The organism is Methylocystis echinoides, assembly GCF_040687965.1.
GTDB lineage: Bacteria > Pseudomonadota > Alphaproteobacteria > Rhizobiales > Beijerinckiaceae > Methylocystis > Methylocystis echinoides_A.
Genome location: NZ_CP156084.1, coordinates 1,734,066 through 1,756,990, shown reverse-complemented (window position 1 = coordinate 1,756,990; position 22,925 = coordinate 1,734,066). Strand labels below are relative to the sequence as shown.

Here is a 22,925-nt window from a genome sequence, read left to right as displayed (position 1 = left end):
GAGGGCTCCTGACATTCGACGAAACGACTCACGGCGCGACGGGGCCGATCTGGGCGAGCGCCATTTGCAAGGGCGCGCTCGACATCTGGATAAGCCCGCGATTGGGCGTATCGAGATCGAGCGTTAAATGGATCGCCATGGCCATGGACAGAGCGACGATCGTCAGGGTCGCAACCGACATGGCGTTATGGGGCGCGACCACGCCATAGCTCGCAAAGACGCCGCAAAGCCAAAAAATAAGAATGGCCAGGAACGGCCATTGGATGGAGCCGTCCGAGCCGGCGTATTTGAGCCATCTGAAGGCGCCGAGTTCATTCGTCAGCGTCAGCGCATTGGCGCGCAGCCAGCTTTCACGCTCGTTCTGCGGCGCGAGCTCCAGCAGCTTCAATTGCAGCTTGTTGACGCCGATGCCCCTGCGCGTCTTCTCCGTGTTGAAGCCGTCATGGGCGGCGATCTCGATCCGCTCGACGCCGCGCAGGACGATGCCGCGCAGCATTTCGCGGCTCTCGTGCGCCTGCGGCCCATATTTTGAGAGCGCCGCGTCGAGCGCAATGATCTTGGCGGCGCTCGCCTCGACTTCCGTGTTGCGCTGCTCGAAGGAGGTCGAGGCCGAGGCGATGATGAGGCCGAGCGTCAGGGACGCCAGCGCCACGAGCATGCGCCGCGCCTCCTTGACGAGATCGCGGTTGCGGTCCGTGAGCTGCGTTTCGGGAAGCGCGCGGCCAAGCCACAGTCCGACAAGCGACGCGGCCATGAAAGTAGCGAAGGACAGAACGCTAATGAGCAGCGGGTTCACGACAAAGCTTCCGGATGTCTCGGCGGCGGGACGATAACGCAGGCCCGGTCGCTTCTCAACGCGTCACACATAGCGCAAGCTTGCGAACATTCCCGCCTGAGCGTGATAGAGCAAATGACAATGAAAGGCCCAGCGCCCGGGGTTATCGGCGTCGAAGGCGATGACGACGCGTTTGCCGGGCGGAACGAGCACAGTGTCGCGCAACGCTCCCGCAAACCGCGTTCCGTCGATCTCGATCACCTGAAATCTGTGGCCGTGCAGATGCATCGGGTGGGACATCATCGTCTTGTTGGTCAAAGCGAGCTCGACGCGCTCCCCGGCCTTGACGTCGTAGGGCGGGGTCCTGTCGTTCCAGACGCGATTGTCGATCGACCAGACATAGCGCGCCATGTCTCCGGTAAGATCAATCGGGATCGTGCGATCCGCTTTTCGCGCGGCGAGCGGAGAGGCGGCCCGCAATTGTGACTCCAAAGCGAGATCGAGCGCCGCGGCGGGCTCGGCGGCCGCCTGCGGCAACTTCTCGATGGGCGCGCCCGGCGCCGAGAGGATGACGGCCGCCTGCCTCCTCTCTCCCTCGAGCACGAAGCAGATTGGAAAAGCGCGGGCGCCTTTGGGGAGATCGACGAGAATATCGAGCCGCTGCGCCACGGCGATGGGGAAGCTCCGCCCGGTTACCGGAACGACGTCCTGACCGTCCACCGCGACGAGGCTGCCGTCGAGCGCGCCAAGATCCACCCTGAAATTGCTCATCGAGGCGCTGTTGACGAGGCGCAGAAGAATCCGCCCGCCGGCTTCGACCGGGATGACGTCGGGCGCGTCGATCGTGCGCTCATTGGCGAGGAAGGCGTCATAGGCGACGTCATTGAGGTCGGGCGCGGCGGTTTTGCGCGCCGCCGCTTCCTTGCCCATGCGCATTTTCATGCGGCTCGCGCCGTGGCGCGATCCCGTCGCGACGAGCCCCGCATAGATTTCCTGCGGCGAGGCGAAACTGAAGTCGGCGAGCATGACGACGATCTCTTGCCGCTGCGCAAACCGCCTTGGATCTTTAACGATCAGCGGCGCGGCGAAGAGCAGTTGCTCCTGCAAGCCGTAATGCGAATGCATGTAATAGGTGCCGCCGAAGCCGAGCGGAAAATCATAATCCGCCGCGCCGCCGGGCGGGATGGCGGGGCCGGAAATCTCTGGCACGCCGTCCTGGCGCCAGGGCGGCGCGAGTCCGTGCCAATGCACGAGGCTCGGCTCATCGAGCGCATTTTCGACCCGCACGCGAAAGCGGCCGCCGACGTTTGCGGTGAAACCCTCTTCGCCATCCGCGCCGGCGATCGCATAGACCGAGGCGGGCCGACCCGCGACCTCGATCGTCTTGCGCTGCAGCTTCAAGACGCGCAGGGGCGCCTCCGCCCGCGCGGGACATGCGCTCGCAGCGGCGAGCGCCGCTGCGTTCCTCAGCAAGGCGCGTCTCGACAGCATGGGCTCCGGTCCTTCTTATCAGAGAGAACGCAGTGCGGCCTTCAAGAGCGCGCCTGATCCGCGCGTCTAAAGGCGGACCCGAGCGCCGGGGCGACAGGCGTCTCGACGCGAGAGGCGCGTCAGCGCAATTTCACCGTCAGATCGGTTCCATCCGCGCCGGTCTCGCTGCTCGGCGGCTGATCCGAAACAATGATCGACGCGCCGGTCCACAGGCGCTCGCCGATGCGGGCGCGAATCTCGGGCGCCATGTCGATCCGGTCGAGCGCTTCCGCGGCGTCAAAAACGCCGGGCACGGAGAGGACCGACCATTTCAGCCCCGTGGCGTCCTCATTGGCGGCGCTTGCAATGAAGAGATGGGAGCCGAGCGGCCTCTCCGGGTCTCGCACGCTGATCGGCGCGTCGAACAAGGGCGTGAGCCCCTGCCGCACATAGAGGCGCTGATCCTTTTTGCTGATCAGCACCGAGAGCGGGGCGAGACGTCGCCTCGCCTCCGCATCGGCTTTCGAGGCGGCCGCCGACGCGGCCGTCGCCTGGGTTAATCGCCCCGCCGCGTCCGAGAGCGCCGCCTCTTTGGCGGCGAGCGACGCTCTTGCCGCCGAAAGCGCCGTCTTCGCCTCGATCGAGGCCGTCGCGAAGGCGACCTTTGCGGCGGCCGCGGCGGCGCGCGCCGTCGCCGCGGCCTCCATGGCGCTCGCATATCTGGTTCGGCGCAGGCTGTCGTCCGTATCGCCGAGCGAGGCCTCCGTCTGCAGCGCATGGGCCTTTGCCGTCGCCGCGAGATAGGCCTCGTCAGCGGCGTCGGCCTTCCCCTGCGCCGTCGACGAGGCCGCCTCCGCCGCGGCGAGCGCGCGGGCGGCCGACGCGGCCTCGTCCTGCGCCGCGCGCTCGAGGGCTGCGGCGGCCTTCAAGGCCTTGGACGCCGAAATCGCCTCGGCGGCGGCGCGCGCCTTGAGCCGCTCGGCGTATTGCCGCGGGTTCAGCCGCGGGCTGGGTCCGGGCTCGTCGCCGGAATCGGGCGGGCCGTAGACGAAAGCCTCGCGGCCCGGCTCCGCCGCCACATAGATTTTCGGCTCCGGCAACACGGCATGCGAAATGACCGCCGGAGGGACGTCGTCCGGCGCAATGACGATGCGCTCGCCGATCTTGGTCATGCCCCAGAGCTTCTCGGCAAAGTCGGCCGGCAGCCGCACGCAGCCATGCGAGGCCGGATGGCCTGGGACCACGCCGACATGCATGGCGATCCCCGACCAGGTGATGCGCTGCATGAAGGGCATGGGCGCGCCCGAATAGATATTCGACTTATGGAAGCGCTCGCGCCCGATGATGGTGAAAATGCCTTTCGGCGTCGCATGCCCCTCCATTCCCGTCGAGACGGGCGAGCGCGTCACCAGGCCGTTGTGATTGTAGATCGAAATCTGCTGGTCGGCGATCGACACCACGCCGAAGAGCGGCAGGCCGGGAGCCGCCTCGGGATACGGCTTCGCGTCTCGCTGGGGGGCGGCGACCACAGGGCGCGCGGGCTTCGGCGGCTCGCGGCGGACGGCCTTCGCCGGCGGCGGCGCGGGGGTCGCCTTCTGCAGATGAGTCGGCGCGGCGGGCGCCGCCTCGCTGCGCGGCGGTTCGCGATCGAATAAAGCGAAGAAATCCAGGGCCAAAGCCGGATGGGTCAAAAGTACAAAGGACGAAACGCTCGCTGCGAGCAGCGAGCCGACGATGCGGCGAGGGGGAGGGCGCATTGGTTTTCGTCCGAGAATGAAAGAATCAATCAAGCAGCCACTGTGACGCAGCTTCGCAAGGCGGGCTATTGCGGCGGCGCAACACCCGGTTGAAAATCGTGCAGCTTTTCGCCCGGCCGCCGCTGTGGCATGAGCGCATGGTTATCGGAGGGTGAACAGTGATACGACTTTGCGACGGCGGGCCGCGCGCGCGCCTGAGAATTCTCTACAAGGTGCTGGCCGGCGTCGCCGTGATCGTCGCTCTGATCTCGCTCGCGCCCGAGCTCGGGCGGCTCGGATAAGCGCCGCGCTGGTCGCGGGCGAGAAAACTTGTCAATTGAAAATCAGGATCGATCAGGTCTAGAGTCTGGCGCGGCGCGGAAACATGAACACGGTGGAACGCCACTCATGCAGACGGCATACGATGCGGTGCTTCTTTTCGGCGTCACGGCGTTCGTCGCCTCGGGCCTGCTTCTCGGCCGCTCGACCTACAAGGTCGCCAAGGACCAAGACTGGACGGCTGCGGCCATTGGCTTGCTCCTGACCGGCGTCTGCGCGCTTGCGGCGGGTCTTATTTGCCTTCTCTTGTTTTATGCGCCGAGGGCGCGGGCGTCCGCGGCCCCGCCCCGGACGCCCGTCCTTCGGATCGTCGCCTATCAGGCGCGGTAGGCGCTACGCAACGCCGTCCCGCGCGGGAGCCTTGGACGAAGCGCGCGCGGTCAGCGTCGCTGCATCGCGCCGAAAAGCGTCGCCGTCAACGCGCCGCCGGTGACGACCAGCGTCACGCCCAACTGCAACAGCGCCACGAGAATGAGGGTCGGTTGATTGAGGCCGGCGAGCGCGAGAATCCCGAGCACGATCGCCGCGAGGCCGGCGAGCGATTGAGCCACGGACGAGCCGGACGCGATCTGCGAGACGAGAACCTCGCGCGCGGCGAAGCGGCTCTCGGCGAGGCCGGGGTGCGCGGCATGGCGCATCGCATGGAGTTGCGGAACCAGGCTGCTGCCCAAAACCATGGCGACGCCGAAGGCGATCACCGCCGACGGAACGAGAAGGCCCGCGTTGAATCCCACGAGGGCGAGAACGCCGAGCACGATCCCGGCCGCCCCGATAAGCAGAACGGCGGCGACATTGCCACCCGGCTCCATCTCGATGGCGTCGCGATCCGATCTTGCGATCTGCGCGAATTCGGCGACGCAGGCGCTCCCCTCCAGGAGCAAAGCCACGCCGAAAATGATGGTCGCCGCCGCGATCATGACCGGCGGATTGATGTCCGCCAGGCCGCAAATCGCAAGAACGGCCGTGGCGACGCCGCCGATGGCGTCGACCAGGCCGCCGAAGGCGGCCGGCGCATTCTGGCGCATAGGGCTTTCAGGTGCGACTGACATGGCTTTGTCCTTCTACTTGGCCACGATCCGAAGCGCAGCTTTGGTCGATGAGAGAAACTCAGCCCGCCTTGCGCGGCTCGCGCACGGCATGGCGCATCAGAGAGAACGGACGAACGATCCGCGCCGTCACGGCCGTGGCGCTGGCGCTCGACAGGACAAGGGCGGACGCCGCAACGATCAGGGCGGCAAGATTGAGCGTAAGATCATTTGGCCCCCCTGCGGCGGCGATGGCCCCGAGAGCGCCCGACGTAAAGCCGGCGAGAGACAGGAACGCCGGGCTGCCCCCCGTCGCGGCGCCTTCGCTCTGACCCCCGCCGATCTCATGGATAGACTGAAGTTCCCACAGAACGTTGCTTTTGAGCACGAGGCCGGCGCCGAAAACCATGCTTGCGACAGGCGTCAGCACCGCGGGATCGGCCCCCGCCAGCGCGATGACCGCAAGCGCTGCGCCGGCCAACCCTGCGACGACGATCGAATAACGCAGCGGGCCGCTCGCGTCGCGACGCGCGTAACAGCGCAAGAGACGCGCGCCGTTCGCGGCCAAAGCGACGCCGAGCACCATTGTCGCCGCTACGGCCATGATGGGCGCAACGACGCCGGCGAGGCCACACGCCGCAAGCGTGATTGCGCTCAAGCTCGCGACCACGTCAAAGGCTTCATAGGTCCAGCCGGCGCGGGTTTCCGCCGCAGTCGCCATGGCGCGTCTCCCGTTCAGGCGCGACGCAGCGTCACCGCCTGCATCATCAGGGCGAGGCCGCCGCCGGAGATCAGGACCCCGGCGCCGAGAATGAGCAGCGCCGACAGCACGAGCGGGAAGCCCCCGGTCTGCGCCAGCGCCAGAACGCCAAGCACGAGCGCGACGAGACCCGCGATCGCGGGCGCGATTTCCGAAGCCTGCGCTCCATCCGGGACGTTGCGCATGAGCGCGCCGGCGCCATTGCTCAATAGAAGCGCTCCCCCGAAGCCGATCACGGCCACGGCCGTCAAGGCGAGCGGCGCGACGTCGAGAAGCGCGAGAATCCCAAGCGCAAGCCCGCCGACTCCGGCCAGGAACAGCGCCGTGAGCGCGCCGCCGAAATCCCCGATCATTGCAAGACCGGCCGAGGCGTCCGCGGCGGACAGGGCGGAAGCGATCATTCCAGCGCGGGCGAGCAGCGCGCCGCTCACGACGAGCGCCGCGATCGCCGCCAACATCGGCGGCTCGACGCCCGCGAGGCCGCAGATCGCGAGGATGATCGCGGCGGCGCCTCCCGCCGCATCGACGACGCCGGCGCCGACGACGCCGCCCACTGGCCTGGCTTCCTTTCGAAAGGCGACAGACATGAGCTTCACTCCCTGCATGAATGAAGGCGCGAGGGCGAGGACGTCCGACCCAACGCTCGAGGAAAAGGTCTGGAGCCCGCGAGCTTGCCCGACTGTCTAGAGTGGGATCGGGACGGGCGCTGACAAGCGCGGCTGGCCGCAGGAACGATCATTGTCGACGCCTGACCCGAACATGCAGGCAGGCGAGCGCAAGCCCCTCGCCGCGCAGGGTTTTCTGGGAGGAACGGCGAGGGCGCCGACGCGTTGAGGGCGGGGGGATTCAAAGGAGTCTCACATGAAACTGGCTCTCGCATCCAGCGCCGTCCTCGCGATCGCTCTCATGACGCCGCTGCAGGCCCAGACGATGCGCCAGCAGACCCAGCAAAATCCCGCGACGAACGCGCCGCTCACACAGGCCGAGCGGCTCACGACCGACCAGTTCCTCACCAAGGCCTGGAACATCAACCAGTTCGAGATCCAGGCGGGACAGGAGGCCGAGAACAAGGCGATGGGATCGGAGTTCAAGAACTTCGCCCGGATGATCGTCGACGATCACACCCAGATGAACGACCAGCTGCGATCGCTCGTTCAGCGCGGGCGCGGCATGCAGCTCCCCACCGCGCTCGACAATGAGCATCAAACCAACCTCAGCCAGCTGAAGTCCGCTTCCGAGCGCAATTTCGACCGGCAGTTCAGAACGCAGCAGATCAAGGGCCATCAGGAGGCGCTGCGAATCTTCCAGGCCTACGCCTCGAACGGCGACAATGCGCAGCTGAGAGACTGGGCGCAGAATTCGGTCGCCATGCTGCAACGTCATCTCGACCGGGCCGAAAAACTGCAGGAGCCCTCGGGCGTCATGTAAGGTTGCGCATCGCGCGCAATGGCGGGCATGCTCCCCGTCATTGGGGGGCGCGGCCGACGCCAGGCCCCTGGGCTGTCACCGCTTTTCCCCTGCACCCTCTCTCCGCACGCGGGGAGAGGGATCCCTCACGCGAGGAGAATTACGATGGCCCGCACGGACGTTCTCATCGCGGGCGCTGGACCGACGGGCCTGGTTTTGGCCCTGTGGCTCGCGAAATTCGGCGTCTCCGTCAGGATCGTCGACAAGAGCGAAGGACCAGGCGAAACCTCGCGGGCGCTCGCGATCCACGCGCGCACATTGGAGCTCTATCGCCAGCTCGATCTCGCCGACGCCGTAATCGCGCGAGGGCGCCGCGTCGCGGCGGCCAATCTCTGGGCGCGCGGCGAGAAGGTTGCGCGCATCCCGTTCGAATTCGTCGGCGAGCGGCTGACCGCCTATCCGTTTCTGGAAGTCTTTCCGCAGGACGCGCATGAGCGCCTGCTGATCGAGCGCCTTGAAAAATCCGGCCTCGCCGTTGCGCGCCGGACAGAGCTCGTGCAGGTCGCCGACGCGGACGGCCATATTCGGGCGACGTTGTGCGGCCCCGACGGACGCGAGGAGATCTGCGAGGCGCCGTTTCTCGCCGGCTGCGACGGCGCGCATTCGACGGTGCGGAGTCTCATGCGCGCCGGCTTTCCGGGCGGCGCGTACCAGCGTGTCTTCTACGTCGCCGATGTCGCGGCGTCGGGGCCGGCGCTTAACGGCGAATTGCACGTCGATCTCGACGAGGCCGACTTTCTGGCCGTTTTTCCCATGCCGGGCGAAGGACGGGCGCGGCTTGTCGGCACGGTGCGCGACGCGCGAGCGGAGCGGGCTCGGACGCTGACATTCGACGACGTCGGCGCGCGCGCAATCGACCATATGAAGGTCAAGGTCGAGACGCTCAACTGGTTCTCGACCTATCATGTGCATCATCGGGTCGCGGCGCGCTTCCGCTTCGGGCGCGTCTTTCTCCTGGGCGACGCCGGGCATATTCACAGCCCCGCCGGCGGACAGGGGATGAACACCGGCATCGGCGACGCCGTCAATCTCGCCTGGAAACTCGCCGCGGTCGTCGGCGGCTTCGCGCCGGAGGACCTGCTCGACAGTTACGAGGCCGAGCGCATCGGCTTCGCGCGGCGGCTGGTGGCGACGACGGACCGCGTCTTCAGCTTCGCGACGGCGGAGGGACGCCTCGCAGACTTCCTGCGCACGCGCGCAACCCCTTTGCTGCTGCCGAGGCTCATGCGCCTTGCGCCGGTGCGCGATTATATTTTCCGCAACGTCTCGCAAATCGCGCTGAACTACCGCGGCGGTCCGCTCAGCGTGGGCGAAGCCGGCGCCGTTGCGGGCGGCGACCGCCTGCCATGGGCGCCGATGGATGGCTCCGACAATTTCGCGCCCCTCTCCGAGCTGAGCTGGCAGGCGCATGTCTATGGCGCGGCCGGCCCCGCGCTCGCGGCCTGGTGCGCCGATCACGGCTTGCCGCTCCATGTCTTCGACTGGGGACCGACGCATGTCGCGGCCGGCCTGAAACGCGACGCTCTCTATCTGGTCCGGCCGGACGGCTATGTCGCGCTCGCCGATCCCGCCGCGGCGCCCGCCGCGCTCGAGCGCTATTTCGCGCAGCGCGGGATTCGTCTGGCGGCGCGGCAAGACAGGCGGTCGGCGGCGGAATAGCGACGTCGGCGAAAACCGCGCGACGCCGCTTCAGACCGCGCCGCCGCCCTATATGCCCTTCCTGCCCGATCGTCGCCGGGACGGCGCCCAAAGGAGACGTGGCATGGTTGCAGCCGCACTGGCCCCTGGCAGGCCGCTCGCAGACGCGCGTCCCCTCGGCGCGCGCCTCTTCGAAACGCGCAGGCTCTCCTTGGAGATCGCCGCCCCGCTGAGCGCCGAAGATATGACGGTTCAGGCGATGGACGACGCCAGTCCGACGAAATGGCATCTCGCCCACACGAGCTGGTTCTTCGAGACCTTCATCCTCGCCGCGCACGACCCGCGCTATACGCCGTTCGACGAGGCCTTTGCCTATTGCTTCAACTCTTATTACGAGCGGCTGGGCGCCCGCCAGCCGCGGCCCAAGCGCGGCTTGCTGACGTGGCCGCCGCTCGATCGCGTCCTCGCCTATCGCGACCATGTCGACCGCGCGCTCGATAAGCTCCTCGCGGAGCAAGACCCGACGCCCTGGCGCCGTCTGATCGAGGTCGGGATCAACCACGAGCAGCAGCACCAGGAGCTGATGCTTACCGACATCCTCGCCCTCTTCGCCGCGAACCCTTTGCGGCCGGCCTATCGCGAGGCGCCGCCCCGCGCGCGTCGGGAGGCGCGCGAGCCGATGCGCTGGATCGATTTTCCCGGCGGCGTCTTTCCAGTCGGCCATGCCGGCGATGGGTTTGCCTTCGACAACGAGGGGCCGCGCCACGACGCGCTCATTCACCCCTTCCGGCTCGCTGATCGCTTGGTCACGAACGGGGAGTGGTTGGCGTTCATGGCCGACGGCGGCTATGAGACGCCGACGCTGTGGCTCTCGGACGGCTGGACGACCGTCGAGCGCGAAAACTGGCGCGCGCCGCTCTATTGGGAGCGGCGCGACGGCGCCTGGCTCCAAATGTCGCTTCACGGGCTGCAGCCGCTCGACGACGACGCGCCGGTCGCGCATGTCAGCTATTACGAAGCCGACGCCTTCGCGCGCTGGGCCGGCAAGCGCCTGCCGACGGAGTTCGAATGGGAGGTCGCGGCGGCGACGGCGCCGCAGGAGGGCAATTCGCTCGCGACGGGCGCCTTGCGTCCGCTGCCGGCCGGACCCTCGAACGGCGCGCCGCGCCAGATGTTCGGCGACGTCTGGGAATGGACGCAGAGCGCCTATCTGCCCTACCCCGGCTATCGCCCGCCCAAGGGCGCGCTCGGCGAATATAACGGCAAGTTCATGGTCTCTCAGCATGTGCTGCGCGGCGGCTCCTGCGCGACGCCGCGCGGCCATGCGCGCGCGACCTATCGTAACTTCTTCTACCCGCATCAGCGCTGGCAGTTCCTCGGCCTGCGCCTCGCCTCGGAGGCGGCGTAATGGCGGAAGCAAGGGAACGCGCCGCGCCGTTTCAGGCTCCAGGCGACGACTTCGCCGCCGCCGTCCTGAGCGGCCTGTCGCGGCCGCACAAGAGCCTTCCCTGTCGCTTTCTCTATGACGCGGTCGGCAGCGCGCTCTTCGAAGAGATCACCGGCCTGCCGGAATATTATCCAACGCGAACCGAAATCGGCATTCTCGAAGCTCACGCCCCTGAGATGCTGCAAGGCGTCGGCGACGAGACCGTCCTCGTGGAATTCGGCTCCGGCTCCAGCGTTAAGACCGAGATTCTGCTCGGAGCGGTCGGCGGGCTTGGCGCCTATATCCCGATCGACATTTCTCAAAGCGCGCTCGCCGACGCGCAGGCGCGGCTGCGCGTGAGATTTCCCAAGCTCGACGTGAGGCTGATCGCGGCGGATTTCTCGGCGCCGATCGCGCTTCCCGCCGATGTGGCGCAACGCAGGAAGCTCGGATTTTTCCCCGGCTCGACGATCGGCAATTTCCCGCCCATGGAGGCGACGCGCTTGCTCGCCGCGATGCGCGAGACGCTCTCGCCCGACGCAAGGCTCGTCATTGGCGTCGATCTGAAGAAAGACCCCCGCCGGCTTGTTCGCGCCTATGACGACGCAGCGGGGGTGACCGCAGCCTTCAATCTCAACCTGCTGGCGCGCATCAACCGCGAACTCGCCGGCGGCTTCGATCTCGACGCCTTCCGCCACGCGGCGACCTACAACCCGGTCGACGGGCGCGTCGAGATGCATCTCGTCAGCCTGAAAGATCAGCTTGTCAGCGTCGGAGAGGCGCAGTTTCGCTTCCGCGCCGGCGAAACGATCCACACGGAAAACGCCTATAAATATTCCATCCCGCAGTTTCGTGAGATGGCGCAATCGGCCGGCTGGACGTCGCGCCGCGTGTGGAGCGACGGGTCGGGCTTGTTCAGCGTCCATGAACTGGTTGCGCCCTGATGGCCCCGGCGCACAACGATCGCGATCTCTGGCCCGCGCTGCCCTATGACGACTGGCGGGACACCTGCGCGACGCTGCATCTTTGGACCCAGATCGTCGGCAAGATCCGCCTGTCGCTGACGCCCTGGCTCAACCACTCTTGGCATGTGGCGCTTTATGTGACGGCCCGCGGGCTCACCACCTCTCCCATGGCGGTTGGGGGCGGTCTGTTGCAGATCGATTTCGATTTCGTTGACCACATGCTGCGCCTCGAGGCAAGCAACGGTCGTCGAGAGACGCCTCTCGAAGCCCAGTCCGTCGCGGCGTTTCATTCCAGGCTTTTCGTAAAGCTCGCGGAGCTCGGCGTTTCAGTGCGCATCGATGAGCGCCCCAACGAAGTCGCCGATCCGATCGCGTTCAGCGCGGATCGCGTTCATTGCGCCTATGACCCGCACTCGGCGCACCGGTTCTGGAGAGCGCTGGCTCAGGCCGACCGCGTGCTCAAGCTGTTTCGCACCGGCTTCATCGGCAAGGCGAGCCCGGTGCATTTCTTCTGGGGGAGCTTCGATCTGGCCGCCACACGATTTTCAGGCCGGCGCGCGCCGCGCCATCCGGGCGGCGTTCCCCACCTCCCCGACGCGGTCGTGCGCGAAGCCTATTCGCATGAAGTCAGCAGCGCGGGCTTTTGGCCCGGCGGCGCCGGCGTCGACTTCCCGGCTTTCTATTCCTACGCCTATCCCGCGCCCGCGGGCTTCGCGAGCGCAGCGATAAAGCCGCCGGGCGCCTTCTTCCACGAGGCGCTGCAGGAATTCATCCTGCCTTACGATATCGTGCGCAAAGCTGACGATCCGGACGCGACGCTGCTCGCCTTTCTGCAAAGCGCCTATGCTGCCGCCGCGAACGCCGCCGGCTGGGACCGCGCCGCGCTCGAGCGTCCGCTCGGACAGATCGGCGTCCCGCCCGCGTCCGCGTGACAGGGGTCACAGCAAACGAGGCCTTCGGCGCACGCCAAAGACCTCGTTTCACCACTCGCGCCCTTCAGTAGCCGCCCGTCCGTAGCCGCCGCCGTCACGCCCGGGCCCGCAATAGACCCGATATCCCCGCCGTTGCATCCCCCTGTGTCAAAATCGCGAGGCGGCTGCACATCTAAGGTTGTGCAACGTGCATTTTTCAGAACGCGCAGACGATGCGAGCAGACCCGAAAGTTCCGGTTTTGACTAATCGAAGCCAATTCAACGCTTACGCTTTGCAGCGGCGTGGCGGCTGAATTACCCTCCGAACTCGCGCCGAGGATGCCGGATCTCATTGGATGGAAAAGCAGAAGCATTGGGCGGCCAGTTTCGAGGCGGACGACATAGGACAGTTCAGCCATGTCGACGCCGCCTGGGGCCGCGTCACGGGACAAACGGTCGGCGCGACGCTCGGTTTCGGCTGGCTCGACGTCCTACACGACGACGATCGCGCGTCGCTGCGCGCCGCTTTCGATTCCGCTTTGCGTCAAGGGGCGCCTTTTCAGGCGGAATGTCGGCTGCGCCATAGCGACGGGGCTTATCGCTGGGTCCTCTTGATCGGCGCGCCGCGTTTCGATGAAGGCGGCGCATTTCGCCAGTTCACCGGCTTTATCGTCGACATCGACGCCCGCCGCGCCGCCGAAGCCGCGCTGCGCAAAACCGAGGAGCGTGAAGCCTTTCTGCTGCGGCTTGCCGACGCTTTGCGGCCGCTCGGCGATCCCGTTCAAATTCAGGACGCGGCGGCCCGGCTCCTAGGCGAACAGCTCGGCGCGGACCGGACTTATTACGCCGAAATCGACGAGACGCGCGGGAAGATCATCATCGAGCGCGCCTATGCCCGCAACGCCGCGCCGAGCGTCATCGGCGAGCACGACTTCGCCCCATTCCAGATCGTCCTCGACGTCCTGCGCGCCGGACGCGCCTTCGTCGCGGACGACGTCGCGGGCGATCCATCGATAACTCCCGCAGATGTCGCGGCCTACCACGCCTTCTCGATTCGCGGCGTCTTTTGTGCGCCGCTCCTAAAGGACGGCAGGCTGCGCGCCACGATGACGGCGCTGAGCGCCGCCCCCCGTCATTGGACCAGCGACGACGTCTTCCTGATCACGGAAACCGCCGAGCGCACCTGGGCCGCGGTCGAACGCGCGCAGGCCGAAGCGAATCTGCGCAAAAGCCAACGCCAGATGGCCCGCGACCTGGCCGACGCGAAGCGACTGCAGGCGATCAGCAGCGCCTTGGTCAAGCAAGACGACGCCGCGTTGCTTCATCAGGAGATCATGCAGGCGGCGATGACGTTGATGCAGTCCGACGCAGCCAGTCTGCAAATGTACGATTCTGAACAGGACGAATTGCATCTCCTGGCCTGGAAAGGCTTTCATCCGGACTCGGCGGCCTTCTGGGAGCGAACTTCTTTGTCGAGCGGCTCGAGTTGCAGCCATGCGCTGAGACAAGGTCGGCGCCTGATCGCGACGGACGTCGAAGACGCGGAATTCGCCAAGGGGACGCAATCACTGGGGCATTGGCGGCTGAGTGGGATCAGATCCGTCCAGTCGACGCCCCTCTTTGCGCGCGACGGCCGTCTCATTGGCGCCATTTCCACGCACTGGCGCGCGCCTCATGAACCGAGCGAGCATGAATTGGCGCTCTTCGACGCGCTCGCCCGCCAGGCCGCGGACATGCTCGAACGCCAGTTCGCGCTCGACGCCCAGCGCGAAAGCGCGCTGCGCTATCAGGCGCTGTTCGAGCGGACCCCGGACGGCGTCGTCACGGTCGATATGGCCGGCCGCATCATCGACGCCAATCCGGCCTATCAGGCGATGCTCGGCTACTCACTCGAGGAGCTGAAGCAACTCACCTATCGCGATCTCACGCCTGAGCGCTGGCACGCGATGGAGGACGCGATCGTGCGGGAACAGATCCTGCCCTATGGACGGTCGGCGGAATACGACAAGGAATACCGACGCGAGAATGGCGTCGTCTTTCCAGTGAGCATGCGGACGTGGATTGTCCTCGATGCGAGGGGAAACGTCTGCGGCATGCAGGCCTTCGTGCGCGACATCACCGAACGCAAGGCGGCGGAATTGGCGCTCAAGGAGGCGGATCGCCGCAAGGACGACTTTCTCGCGACGCTCGCCCACGAATTGCGCAATCCGCTGGCGCCGATCCGCAACGCCGTGCACGTCATGCGGATGAAGCATGGGCCGAACGACGCCGACGCCGCGACGCTCGATATGGTTCAACGTCAGGTCGACCATCTCGTGCGTCTCGTCGACGAGCTTCTCGAAATCTCGCGCATCAACCAGGGCAAGATCGATTTGCGCCAGGAAAGCGTTCCCTTGTCGACCTTCTTGCGCGACGCCTTGGAGAGCTGTCAGCCGCTCATCGACAAGAAGGGCCATCGCGTCACGACGAAAATCGTCGATGAGCTGTGGGTGTCGGGCGATTCTTTGCGGCTCGCGCAGATCGCGACGAACCTCGTCAACAACGCCGCGAAATATACGCCGCCGGGCGGCGTCATCGTCGTCGAAGGCGCGCGCGACGGCGACGAAGCCGTCTTGCGCATTCGCGACAATGGCGTCGGCATCGCGGCCGATATGCTGCCGCGGGTCTTCGATCTCTTCGCGCAGATCGACCGTCACGCGCGCCTTTCGGAAGGCGGGCTCGGCATCGGCCTGGCGCTGGTTCGCAAGCTCGTCGAATTGCATGGCGGCCGCATCGCGGCGCGAAGCGATGGGCCTGGAAGCGGCAGCGAATTCATCGTCTGGCTGCCGCTTGCCGCGGCGCCCGCGCCGGCGGCGCCTGGAGGAGACCGGCTGGTCGCCGACGGCGCGTCCTCGCCACGGGCGCTCGTTATCGACGACGATCGCGATGTCGGCGACAGCGTCGGCCTGCTTCTCGAAAGCCTGGGCGCGACGGTCCGCGTCGTTTACGACGGCCTCTCCGGCGTCGACCTCGTCAACGAGTTCGACCCCGACCTGATCTTCCTCGACGTCGGCATGCCCCGCCTCGATGGTTATGAGACCGCGCGCCGCATTCGCAAGACGTCTGCCGGCAAACGTCCTCTTCTCGTCGCATTGACCGGCTGGGGCCAGGTGGAAGACAGGCGCCGCACACAGGAAGCCGGCTTCGACGCACATCTGACCAAGCCGGCGTCTGTCGAGGCGATTCAGGCGCTGCTACGCAGCGTTCGCTGAGCCAAGTGGCGCGACAACACGTCCCCGGACTCTGGGGCTCTCGACCTCAGACTTCCGCAAGGCCGACGAAAGTCGTCGAAGCAGGAGCGGCTTTCCGCATGGCCTGCCGACCACGCAGGCGCAAACGACGAAAGCGGACATTCCAACATTCCTGAAGGCTCGATCGACAGGCGGCGCGGATGCGTTCGCTCATGCTCGGCCGATCAGGAAATAGGTTTCCATCAGCCCCTTGCCCTTGACTTCGAGGCCGCCGCGCGCTTCGCATAAATAGCGTCCGCGCAAGCGCTCATGCGTCGATCTGGAAATCTGAATGCGGCTCGGCAGGCTGTGCGACTCGAGCCGGCTCGCCACATTCACCGTATCGCCCCAGATATCGTAAACGAATTTGTGCGTGCCGATCACGCCCGCGACCACGTCGCCGGAGTTGACGCCGATCCTGATCTCGAGCGGCGCCGGCAAATCCGCATTGAGGCGGTTCAGCGCGTCGATCATCGCCATGGCCATGTCGGCGACGGCCTCCGCGTGATCCTCTCTCGTTCCGAAGAGCCCACAGGCGGCCATATAAGCGTCGCCGATCGTCTTGATTTTCTCGACCCCGAAGTCGAGCGCGAGCGCGTCGAAGCTCGAGAAAACGCGGCTCAGAACCCCGACCAGTTCCGGCGCCGGTAGTTTCGACGACAGTTCGGTGAAGCCGACGAAATCAGCGAAGAGAATGGTGACATTCGCAAGATGATCGGCGATGACCGTCTCGCCGCCCTTCAGACGCGAGACGATCGGCGCGGGGAGAATATTGAGGAGGAGTTGTTCCGAGCGCTCTTTTTCCACATGCAGCGCCGCCAAGGCCTCACGCTCGCGGTCGCGCAGGCGTTTCTTTTCCAGCGACGAGCCCACGCGCGCGCGCAGCAGCACCGGATCGAAGGGCTTCGTCAGATAATCTTCCGCGCCGGCCTCGATACATCTCACGATCGAATCGATCTCCTGCAAGGCGGAGATCATGATCACCGGAATATCACGCAGCGACAGGCTCGATTTGAGCGCAACGAGGACGTCGAAGCCGTTGACGTCCGGCATCAGCAGATCGAGCAGCACGAGATCGAAGTTCTGGCTCTCGACGAGCGCCAAAGCGGCGGATCCACCCTCCGCGAGAACAACGGAGTGGCCCTGGCGTTCGAGGCGCCTTTTGAGAAGGTCGCGGTTCGACGCATTGTCGTCGACGACAAGGATGCGGCTCGGCAGCAGCGCAGCGGAGTCGGCCTCTCCCGCCGCGATCGGCTGCACTGATTTCAAAAACCGATCCACGACCTTGGCCGAGACCCGCCCGTCGCCGGCGTTCGCGGCTTCGCTTTGGGGCAGCGAGAAATCCACCAGGCCGTCGATGCGAATGAGCAGGCGGGACGCTTCCGCGAGGAGCTGGTCCAGATCCGCGATGAATGCGCCGGCGTCCTCCAGCTCCGTTGCGTCTTCGCGCAGCATTTCGCCGTAGCCTTTGATGGCGTTGATCGGCGTGCGCAAATCATGCCGCAGCCGACGCCGATATTCTTCCGCGTCGTGAGCGTCCGGGCCATGCCGGGACCGCGCGGGATCGACGAGCGAGGCGATCAGCCCGTTGAGCGCACGGCTGGCGCTTTGAATGCGCGCCAGATCGTCGCGAAAATCGTCGCTGCCGCTCCTTTCGGCTTCCTCGAGCAGCATTTCGGCATAGCCCGCGATGGCTTGCGCCGGCGCGCTCAGCTCCTGCCGAATATAGGTGATCAGCGCCCGATCGGTTCTCCCCGAGGGGACGTCGCCCTGCGTCGTCATCTGGGCTTACTGTAAATAAGCGCGCATCAGGCGGCTCCAGGGGTGAGCAGAGCCGTGATCTTCCCCAACAGCCGCGTGATTTCAACGGGCTTGGTGTCATAGTCCTCACAGCCCGCTTCAATGGCTTTCTCGCGATCCCCCGCCATGGCGTGCGCCGTCAGGGCGATCACCGGAATGGCGCGCGTCGCCTCATTGGCCTTCACGCGCCGCGTCGCTTCCCATCCGTCGATCACCGGCAGGCTCATATCCATCAGGATGAGGTCCGGCGATTCAGACGCGGCCATCTCGACGCCCTGTTGTCCGTCGACGGCGATCACCACCGCGTAACCGTTCCGCTTGAGACGCCGCGACAGCATGTCCCGGTTCATTTCATTGTCTTCGACAAGCAGAATCTTCACCACGTTTTCGGTCTCCGCAATCAATGAAAATGCACGCCGCCGCTCGACTCGAGCGACTGACGCATAATGGAAACGAGCTCTCCAAGATAGTCGTGATCCTTGGTGACGATGTCGGCGTGCAGCGCCGCCAGGTCGCGCATGTCTTCGGGGCTCAGCTCTTTCGCAGTGACGATGACGACCGGGAGGCGGTCGTAGGCCGGATGTTTGCGCAATTCCCGCAGAAAGCCGAAGCCGTCCAGTTTCGGCATCATCAGATCGAGCAGGATAAGGTCGGGCGCGGGGTTTCTGGCGATCCAGTCGAGTCCGTCCTGGCCATTGACGGCGGCTGCGGCCTGATAGCCGGCGCCCGATACGGACCGGCACAAAAGCTCGCGCGTCGCCGCATCGTCTTCGATGATCAACACCCGGCTTTCAGTGGGCGCGCTGCAATATTGCGCCAGCAGAGTCGTCAGACGCTGCCGGTCGATCGGCTTTGTCAAAAGCTCCGCCGCGCCAAGCGGTATCGCCAATCCGCGCTCGTTGAGGATCGTCACCATGATGACGGGAATGGCTCGAAGCTCTGGATCTTCCTTCAGTTGCTTCAAAACGCTCCAGCCGTCGAGCTGCGGCAGCATGACGTCGAGCGTAATGGCTTGCGGCTTGTGCTGTCGCGCCAAGGCGAGCGCCTCGAGCCCGTTGCGCGCAGCGATGACCCGATAACCCTTGCTCTCCAGCGTCCGCGTCAGCAGGTCACGCGCCGTCGCGTCGTCGTCGACGACAAGGATCGTCGCATGAGACGCCTCGGCCTGCGGCTCGACCTTTTCCTTCTCGGGGCTTTTCTGCTGATCGGGAAGCGTCATCGTAAAAGTCGATCCGGCGCCGAGCGCGCTTTCGACGAAGATGTCGCCGCCCAGGGCGGTGCAGAAATGCTTGGTGATCGCGAGGCCCAGACCCGTTCCGCCAAAGCGCTTGGTGGTCGAGGCGTCGGCTTGCGTAAAGGCCTGGAAGAGCCGGCCGAGTTGTTCGTCGGTCATGCCGAGGCCCGTGTCGGAAACGCGAAACAGCACGACCGCGTTTTCGTCCCGCTCCACGCTCAGCGTCACTTTGCCGTTGCTCGTGAACTTATTGGCGTTGCTCATCAGATTGAGCAGGCATTGCTTGACTTTCGTCTCATCCGACGAGAAGCCGCCGATGTCGTCCGGACAGTGGAGCTCGAGCGCATTGCCATTCTTCTCCGCCAGGGGCGCGACGATCGACATCACTTCATTCACGAGCCGGCCGATCTCGACGCGCTCGACAAAGACCTCCATTTTTCCGGCCTCGATCTTCGAGAGATCGAGAATGTCGTTGATGAGGCCGAGCAGATGGCGGCCGGCGCTCTCGATTTTCTTCAAATCTTCGACAGGCTCGTCGTCGCCTTTGTCGAGCGCGTCTTCCTGAAGCATTTCGCTGTAGCCGATGATGGCGTTGAGCGGCGTGCGCAGCTCGTGGCTCATATTGGCGAGAAAGGCGCTTTTCGTCTTGCTGGCCTCCTCGGCCGCCACTCGCGCGACCAGCAGCTCCTCATTGGCGCGCTGGAGCTCGCGCGTGCGCGCTTTGATCTTGTCCTCCATCGAACTGTAAAGCTCGCGCAATTCGCCGGTCATCGATTGGATGGCGGCGAGAAGATGGCCGGTTTCGTCGCGGCTGGTGATTTCGAACTTGGCGTCGAGATTGCCGCCCGCGACCTGCTCGGCGACGCGAACCGCCGTCTTGATCGGCCGGGTGATGGTGCGCGCAACCGCGAGCGCCAGGACGATGATCGGCGGCATCATGAACAGCAGCAGCGTCAGCGTCGCGCTTCGCTCGGCCCGCGTGAGGGCGAAGGCCTCCTCGGCCCGCTGCTGCACGACCATGCCCCAGCGAAACGACGGGACATAGGTCCATGAAGCGACGACGGGCTTCTCCTCGACATCGTCGAAGAGGCCCGAGCCGTGAACGCCGGCCAGCGCCCGCGCCAGCGCCGGATAAGCGCCTCCCGTCAGCGGCGCGCGAATGCTGAAGGCCTTGGAGGCGTCGCGACGCAGCGGATTGACGATGACCATCTGGTCGCGATCGAGATGGGCGGCGACGAGCACCTCCCCCGTCTCGCCAAGGCCGGTGTAATCGTTGACCGCGCTGTAGAGCTCGCGATTGTCGAGCTGAAAGACGACGACGGCGATGACGACGCCATCGTCGAGAATGGGCCCCGCGATAAAAGCGGCCGGTTCGGTCATCCCCGGATAGATCTGAAAGGCCGAGATCTCGGCTTGCAGCAAGGTCCGCGCGCGATCGATCGCGTCGGCGAGTTCCGTGTCGCCGCGCAGATTTCCCTTGAAGACGTCGGCGCCGGATTGGTTGAACAGAATGTCGCCGGCGGGCGAAAGAAGCGCGCAATCCACATAGTTGAATCGATCTGCGAGGCGGCTGAGCGGCGGGCCATGCTTCGCCACGGCCTGCCGATAGGCCTCCGAGTCCGCGCCGCCCGCCTGCAACGCCTGGGAAAATTCGCGCGCCGCTTCACTGATCGAGGGCGTATGCATCAACGCTTCGACGCTTCGGATTTTTTCGAGCGTCAGATTCTCGAGTTGTTCGACTTTCTTCTTGGCGACGACCTGCAGCGACGTTTGCACGGCCTGCTCGAGCGACTCGCGCGAGATGTCGTAGGTGCGCCAGGCGAGCAATCCGCAGGACACGAGATTGATGACGAGAAACCAGAAGATGATTTTGGCGCCGATCGAGCTGCGCAGCAGGCTGAGAGGCTTCATCGATCAGTTCGCCTCTATGGGATTGGCCCAGCGGCCGCCCCATCGGTTGTACATGGCCGTTAGAAATGCGTCCCACTCCGCCTTTGTGCGCGAGGGCGGATAGGGCACGGGACGGATCGGGCGGTTCACCGTCCAGACAACCTCGATCCGGCCGTCGGGCCTGATTTTGCCGACGGAAAAAGATCGCCAGCTGTGCTGGGTGTAAGGGTCGACGGAAACCAGGCCCTCGGGGGCGTCGAGCGTCTCTGTCAGCATGGTGCGTCGCACGCGTTCGACGTCGAGCGACTGCTCCTCCTGAACCGCCTTGGCCCAGAGTCTGACGCTGAAATAAGAGGTCGCAATCACGTCGCTGGTGACGCGGTTCTCACCGTATTTCTTGCGGAAATTCGCAAGAAAGCGTTCGTTTTCGGGCGTCTTGATCGCTTCGAAATAATTCCAGGCGCTGTAATGGCCCTGGAGGCTTGCAATCGGCAGGCTGCGCAGCTCCTCCTCGCCGATGCTGACGGACACGACGGGCAGCCTGTCGGCGGAAAGTCCGGCGTCGGTGAGCGCTTGATAAAAAGCCTTATTGGAATCGCCGACGACCGAGCTCAACACCACGTCCGGCTGCGCCGCCTTTATTCGATCGACCGCCTTGGCGACATTGGAGCTTCCGAAAAAGATATAATCCTCGCCGACGAGATCCGCTCCCAGGGCGCGGATTGTGTCTTTCATGATCTCGTTGATGCTGCGCGGCCAGACATAGTCGGAGCCGATCAGATAGAATTTCTTGCCCAGATGATCGAGGCTCCATTTGATGGCGGGAATGACCTGCTGATTTGGCGCGGCGCCGGTGTAAATAATATTCGGAGACTGTTCGAGGCCTTCATAGGCCATGGGATAGACCATCAGCTGACCGTATTTTTCGATCACCGGCGCAACGGTTTTTCGGCTCGCCGAGGTCCAGCATCCAAAAATAATCGAGACATTTTCTTCAACGATCAGGCGTTCGGCCTCTTTCGCGAAAGTCGGCCAGTCGGATTTTCCGTCGGCGATGACGGGCAAAATCTTGCGGCCCAGAAGCCCGCCCTTGGCGTTGATCTCCTCGATCGCCAGCAGTTCCGCATCGACCATGGAATTTTCGCTGATCGCCATGGGGCCGGAGCGCGAATGTAAGACGCCGACCTTGATGGGCGCGGCCTTAGTGAATTGCGCAAGCCCCCAAAAAGACGCCGCGCCGACAACGGCGAGCGCCGCAGCCAAAGGCAGGAACGCTGTCGGCGCGCGAAAAGAACCCTTGAGGGCCATGCGGGAATTCCTGTTATTTCGAGAACGCAATCGGCGGGACGTTAATATAGCTTGATTGTCCTGCATGCTAGGCGGTCGCACCGTCGCAGGCCAGACGAGAGGCGCGTCGTCGCAGCGGGAAATTTTCGTATCGTCATTATAGGCGCGGTCGGCGCGCGCGTGCGCCAGACATTGCGCTGCCCCGGCCCGCGCCCCAAACTATCCACGTTGATTTTTCATGAGGAGCGTGAGCGTGACAGAGCAACCGCAGGGGCGTTATCGGACGCCGGGCGAAGCGGGAAAACCCAACATGGCGTTCGTCGAGGTGGGTCGCATTGGATTGGAAATTTCCGAGCAGGACTACCGCGACCGCGGCTACGAGCCGGCCTTCGAGGCGCTTCCCTGGAAAAAGGATTATTGCCCGGTCGATGAAAAAGGCGACGAAGGCTAGGGGGCTCGCCTTTAACGGCGTCCGGGCGTCCGGCGGGCGTGACCCCGCGCGCGACAAGGGCCTTCGAATTGTTGCCGCGCCGGCGGAACGAAAGCGACGCAGCGTGGGACGCCCGGCACGTAGATTCCACAACTGGCGTCCCTCGGGCCGGCGCGTATCGTGCCGTCTGCGCGGGAAAAAGGCCGGCAAGAGCCTGCATGCGCGGTCTGCGGGTGGGCAGACGGGGCTGACGGCCCGTCTTCGCGTGAGAGACGGGCCGTCAATCCAAAGTCCGGACCGCGGCGGCGGTCGCGGAAGGCTCGCGGCTCCGCCGCCTTCAGTGCAAACGACCCGTCCGACGCATCCGCCCGGGGCGCGCATGACGGCTGAGGCCGGACAGTCTCGGCGCGGGAGACCAAATTCTCGTGGCGGTCCCGACAGGATTCGAACCTGTGACCTTCGGTTTAGGAAACCGCTGCTCTATCCTGCTGAGCTACGGGACC

19 protein-coding genes and 1 tRNA gene are annotated in these 22,925 nt (G+C 65.3%); 9 read left to right on the top strand and 11 right to left on the bottom strand.

Going from position 1 to position 22,925, the window contains the following annotated elements:
• Nucleotides 1–28: 28 nt before the first annotated feature.
• The 3 genes from RVU70_RS08480 to RVU70_RS08470 all read right to left on the bottom strand — a co-directional run bounded on the left by RVU70_RS08480 (nucleotide 29) and on the right by RVU70_RS08470 (nucleotide 4,002).
• Nucleotides 29–796, bottom strand: a complete 768-nt coding sequence (locus RVU70_RS08480) for a hypothetical protein (protein WP_363350909.1) — start codon at nucleotides 794–796, stop codon at nucleotides 29–31.
• A gap of 63 nt (nucleotides 797–859) precedes the next feature.
• Complete coding sequence (locus RVU70_RS08475; protein WP_363350907.1) at nucleotides 860–2,266, bottom strand: multicopper oxidase family protein; 1,407 nt, start codon at nucleotides 2,264–2,266, stop codon at nucleotides 860–862.
• A gap of 119 nt (nucleotides 2,267–2,385) precedes the next feature.
• Nucleotides 2,386–4,002: a L,D-transpeptidase family protein gene (locus tag RVU70_RS08470; RefSeq protein ID WP_363350905.1), complete on the bottom strand. Its 1,617-nt coding sequence runs from the start codon at nucleotides 4,000–4,002 to the stop codon at nucleotides 2,386–2,388.
• 158 nt (nucleotides 4,003–4,160) lie between these two features.
• On the opposite strand from RVU70_RS08470, the gene RVU70_RS08465 reads away from it, so the two are divergent.
• Entirely contained in the window at nucleotides 4,161–4,283 is a 123-nt protein-coding gene (locus RVU70_RS08465) for a hypothetical protein (protein WP_363350903.1), read from the top strand.
• A 106-nt stretch (nucleotides 4,284–4,389) separates the two neighbouring features.
• Complete coding sequence (locus RVU70_RS08460; RefSeq protein WP_363350901.1) at nucleotides 4,390–4,650, top strand: hypothetical protein; 261 nt, start codon at nucleotides 4,390–4,392, stop codon at nucleotides 4,648–4,650.
• A 50-nt stretch (nucleotides 4,651–4,700) separates the two neighbouring features.
• On the opposite strand, the gene RVU70_RS08455 is transcribed toward RVU70_RS08460, so the two are convergent.
• The 3 genes from RVU70_RS08455 to RVU70_RS08445 are packed head-to-tail and all read right to left on the bottom strand — an operon-like array spanning nucleotide 4,701 to nucleotide 6,692.
• Entirely contained in the window at nucleotides 4,701–5,369 is a 669-nt protein-coding gene (locus RVU70_RS08455; RefSeq protein ID WP_363350899.1) for a hypothetical protein, read from the bottom strand.
• A gap of 58 nt (nucleotides 5,370–5,427) precedes the next feature.
• Nucleotides 5,428–6,066, bottom strand: coding sequence for a hypothetical protein (locus RVU70_RS08450; protein ID WP_363350897.1), 639 nt, complete (start codon nucleotides 6,064–6,066; stop codon nucleotides 5,428–5,430).
• Between the two features lie 14 nt (nucleotides 6,067–6,080).
• Nucleotides 6,081–6,692 carry a hypothetical protein gene (locus tag RVU70_RS08445; protein WP_363350895.1) on the bottom strand — a complete coding sequence of 204 codons (612 nt, stop codon included), beginning with the start codon at nucleotides 6,690–6,692 and terminating at the stop codon, nucleotides 6,081–6,083.
• Between the two features lie 274 nt (nucleotides 6,693–6,966).
• On the opposite strand from RVU70_RS08445, the gene RVU70_RS08440 reads away from it, so the two are divergent.
• The 6 genes from RVU70_RS08440 (at nucleotide 6,967) to RVU70_RS08415 (ending at nucleotide 15,763) form a co-directional block, all read left to right on the top strand.
• Nucleotides 6,967–7,533 (top strand): DUF4142 domain-containing protein, encoded by a 567-nt coding sequence (locus RVU70_RS08440; RefSeq protein WP_363350893.1) that lies wholly within the window; start codon nucleotides 6,967–6,969, stop codon nucleotides 7,531–7,533.
• Between the two features lie 144 nt (nucleotides 7,534–7,677).
• Nucleotides 7,678–9,231 carry an FAD-dependent monooxygenase gene (locus RVU70_RS08435; protein ID WP_363350891.1) on the top strand — a complete coding sequence of 518 codons (1,554 nt, stop codon included), beginning with the start codon at nucleotides 7,678–7,680 and terminating at the stop codon, nucleotides 9,229–9,231.
• A 103-nt stretch (nucleotides 9,232–9,334) separates the two neighbouring features.
• Nucleotides 9,335–10,618, top strand: a complete 1,284-nt coding sequence (gene egtB, locus RVU70_RS08430; protein WP_363350889.1) for an ergothioneine biosynthesis protein EgtB — start codon at nucleotides 9,335–9,337, stop codon at nucleotides 10,616–10,618.
• Nucleotides 10,618–11,580, top strand: coding sequence for an L-histidine N(alpha)-methyltransferase (gene egtD / locus RVU70_RS08425; protein ID WP_363350887.1), 963 nt, complete (start codon nucleotides 10,618–10,620; stop codon nucleotides 11,578–11,580). Before egtB ends, egtD begins: the two co-directional genes overlap by 1 nt.
• A complete protein-coding gene (locus RVU70_RS08420) occupies nucleotides 11,580–12,533 on the top strand; it encodes a DUF5996 family protein (RefSeq protein ID WP_363350885.1) in 954 nt (317 codons plus the stop codon). The genes egtD and RVU70_RS08420 overlap by 1 nt, the downstream gene beginning before the upstream one ends.
• Before the next feature lie 335 nt (nucleotides 12,534–12,868).
• Entirely contained in the window at nucleotides 12,869–15,763 is a 2,895-nt protein-coding gene (locus RVU70_RS08415) for a PAS domain S-box protein (RefSeq protein WP_363350883.1), read from the top strand.
• A gap of 189 nt (nucleotides 15,764–15,952) precedes the next feature.
• Here RVU70_RS08415 and RVU70_RS08410 read toward each other — a convergent pair whose 3' ends face one another.
• The 4 genes from RVU70_RS08410 to RVU70_RS08395 are packed head-to-tail and all read right to left on the bottom strand — an operon-like array spanning nucleotide 15,953 to nucleotide 22,013.
• Nucleotides 15,953–17,563, bottom strand: a complete 1,611-nt coding sequence (locus tag RVU70_RS08410; protein ID WP_363350881.1) for an adenylate/guanylate cyclase domain-containing protein — start codon at nucleotides 17,561–17,563, stop codon at nucleotides 15,953–15,955.
• A 26-nt stretch (nucleotides 17,564–17,589) separates the two neighbouring features.
• A complete protein-coding gene (locus RVU70_RS08405) occupies nucleotides 17,590–17,964 on the bottom strand; it encodes a response regulator (protein ID WP_363350879.1) in 375 nt (124 codons plus the stop codon).
• A 17-nt stretch (nucleotides 17,965–17,981) separates the two neighbouring features.
• Complete coding sequence (locus RVU70_RS08400; RefSeq protein ID WP_363350877.1) at nucleotides 17,982–20,726, bottom strand: response regulator; 2,745 nt, start codon at nucleotides 20,724–20,726, stop codon at nucleotides 17,982–17,984.
• Nucleotides 20,727–20,729: 3 nt separating this feature from the next.
• On the bottom strand, nucleotides 20,730–22,013 hold the full coding sequence (locus RVU70_RS08395; protein ID WP_363350876.1) for an urea ABC transporter substrate-binding protein: 1,284 nt from the start codon (nucleotides 22,011–22,013) through the stop codon (nucleotides 20,730–20,732).
• Nucleotides 22,014–22,245: 232 nt separating this feature from the next.
• Here RVU70_RS08395 and RVU70_RS08390 point away from each other — a divergent pair, with 232 nt between their 5' ends.
• Complete coding sequence (locus RVU70_RS08390) at nucleotides 22,246–22,443, top strand: hypothetical protein (protein ID WP_363350875.1); 198 nt, start codon at nucleotides 22,246–22,248, stop codon at nucleotides 22,441–22,443.
• 405 nt (nucleotides 22,444–22,848) lie between these two features.
• Here the strand turns inward: RVU70_RS08390 and RVU70_RS08385 are convergent.
• A tRNA-Arg gene (locus tag RVU70_RS08385) sits at nucleotides 22,849–22,925 on the bottom strand.

Excerpts from the sequence above, each read along its gene's own strand:
- RVU70_RS08415 (WP_363350883.1), top strand. The coding sequence starts at position 12,869 with ATGGAAAAGCAGAAGCATTGGGCGGCCAGTTTCGAGGCGGACGACATA.
- RVU70_RS08445 (WP_363350895.1), bottom strand. The coding sequence starts at position 6,692 with ATGTCTGTCGCCTTTCGAAAGGAAGCCAGGCCAGTGGGCGGCGTCGTC.
- RVU70_RS08435 (WP_363350891.1), top strand. The coding sequence starts at position 7,678 with ATGGCCCGCACGGACGTTCTCATCGCGGGCGCTGGACCGACGGGCCTG.
- RVU70_RS08460 (WP_363350901.1), top strand. The coding sequence starts at position 4,390 with ATGCAGACGGCATACGATGCGGTGCTTCTTTTCGGCGTCACGGCGTTC.
- RVU70_RS08455 (WP_363350899.1), bottom strand. The coding sequence starts at position 5,369 with ATGTCAGTCGCACCTGAAAGCCCTATGCGCCAGAATGCGCCGGCCGCC.
- RVU70_RS08450 (WP_363350897.1), bottom strand. The coding sequence starts at position 6,066 with ATGGCGACTGCGGCGGAAACCCGCGCCGGCTGGACCTATGAAGCCTTT.
- RVU70_RS08475 (WP_363350907.1), bottom strand. The coding sequence starts at position 2,266 with ATGCTGTCGAGACGCGCCTTGCTGAGGAACGCAGCGGCGCTCGCCGCT.
- RVU70_RS08400 (WP_363350877.1), bottom strand. The coding sequence starts at position 20,726 with ATGAAGCCTCTCAGCCTGCTGCGCAGCTCGATCGGCGCCAAAATCATC.
- RVU70_RS08410 (WP_363350881.1), bottom strand. The coding sequence starts at position 17,563 with ATGACGACGCAGGGCGACGTCCCCTCGGGGAGAACCGATCGGGCGCTG.
- RVU70_RS08440 (WP_363350893.1), top strand. The coding sequence starts at position 6,967 with ATGAAACTGGCTCTCGCATCCAGCGCCGTCCTCGCGATCGCTCTCATG.
- RVU70_RS08470 (WP_363350905.1), bottom strand. The coding sequence starts at position 4,002 with ATGCGCCCTCCCCCTCGCCGCATCGTCGGCTCGCTGCTCGCAGCGAGC.
- egtB (WP_363350889.1), top strand. The coding sequence starts at position 9,335 with ATGGTTGCAGCCGCACTGGCCCCTGGCAGGCCGCTCGCAGACGCGCGT.
- egtD (WP_363350887.1), top strand. The coding sequence starts at position 10,618 with ATGGCGGAAGCAAGGGAACGCGCCGCGCCGTTTCAGGCTCCAGGCGAC.
- RVU70_RS08395 (WP_363350876.1), bottom strand. The coding sequence starts at position 22,013 with ATGGCCCTCAAGGGTTCTTTTCGCGCGCCGACAGCGTTCCTGCCTTTG.
- RVU70_RS08420 (WP_363350885.1), top strand. The coding sequence starts at position 11,580 with ATGGCCCCGGCGCACAACGATCGCGATCTCTGGCCCGCGCTGCCCTAT.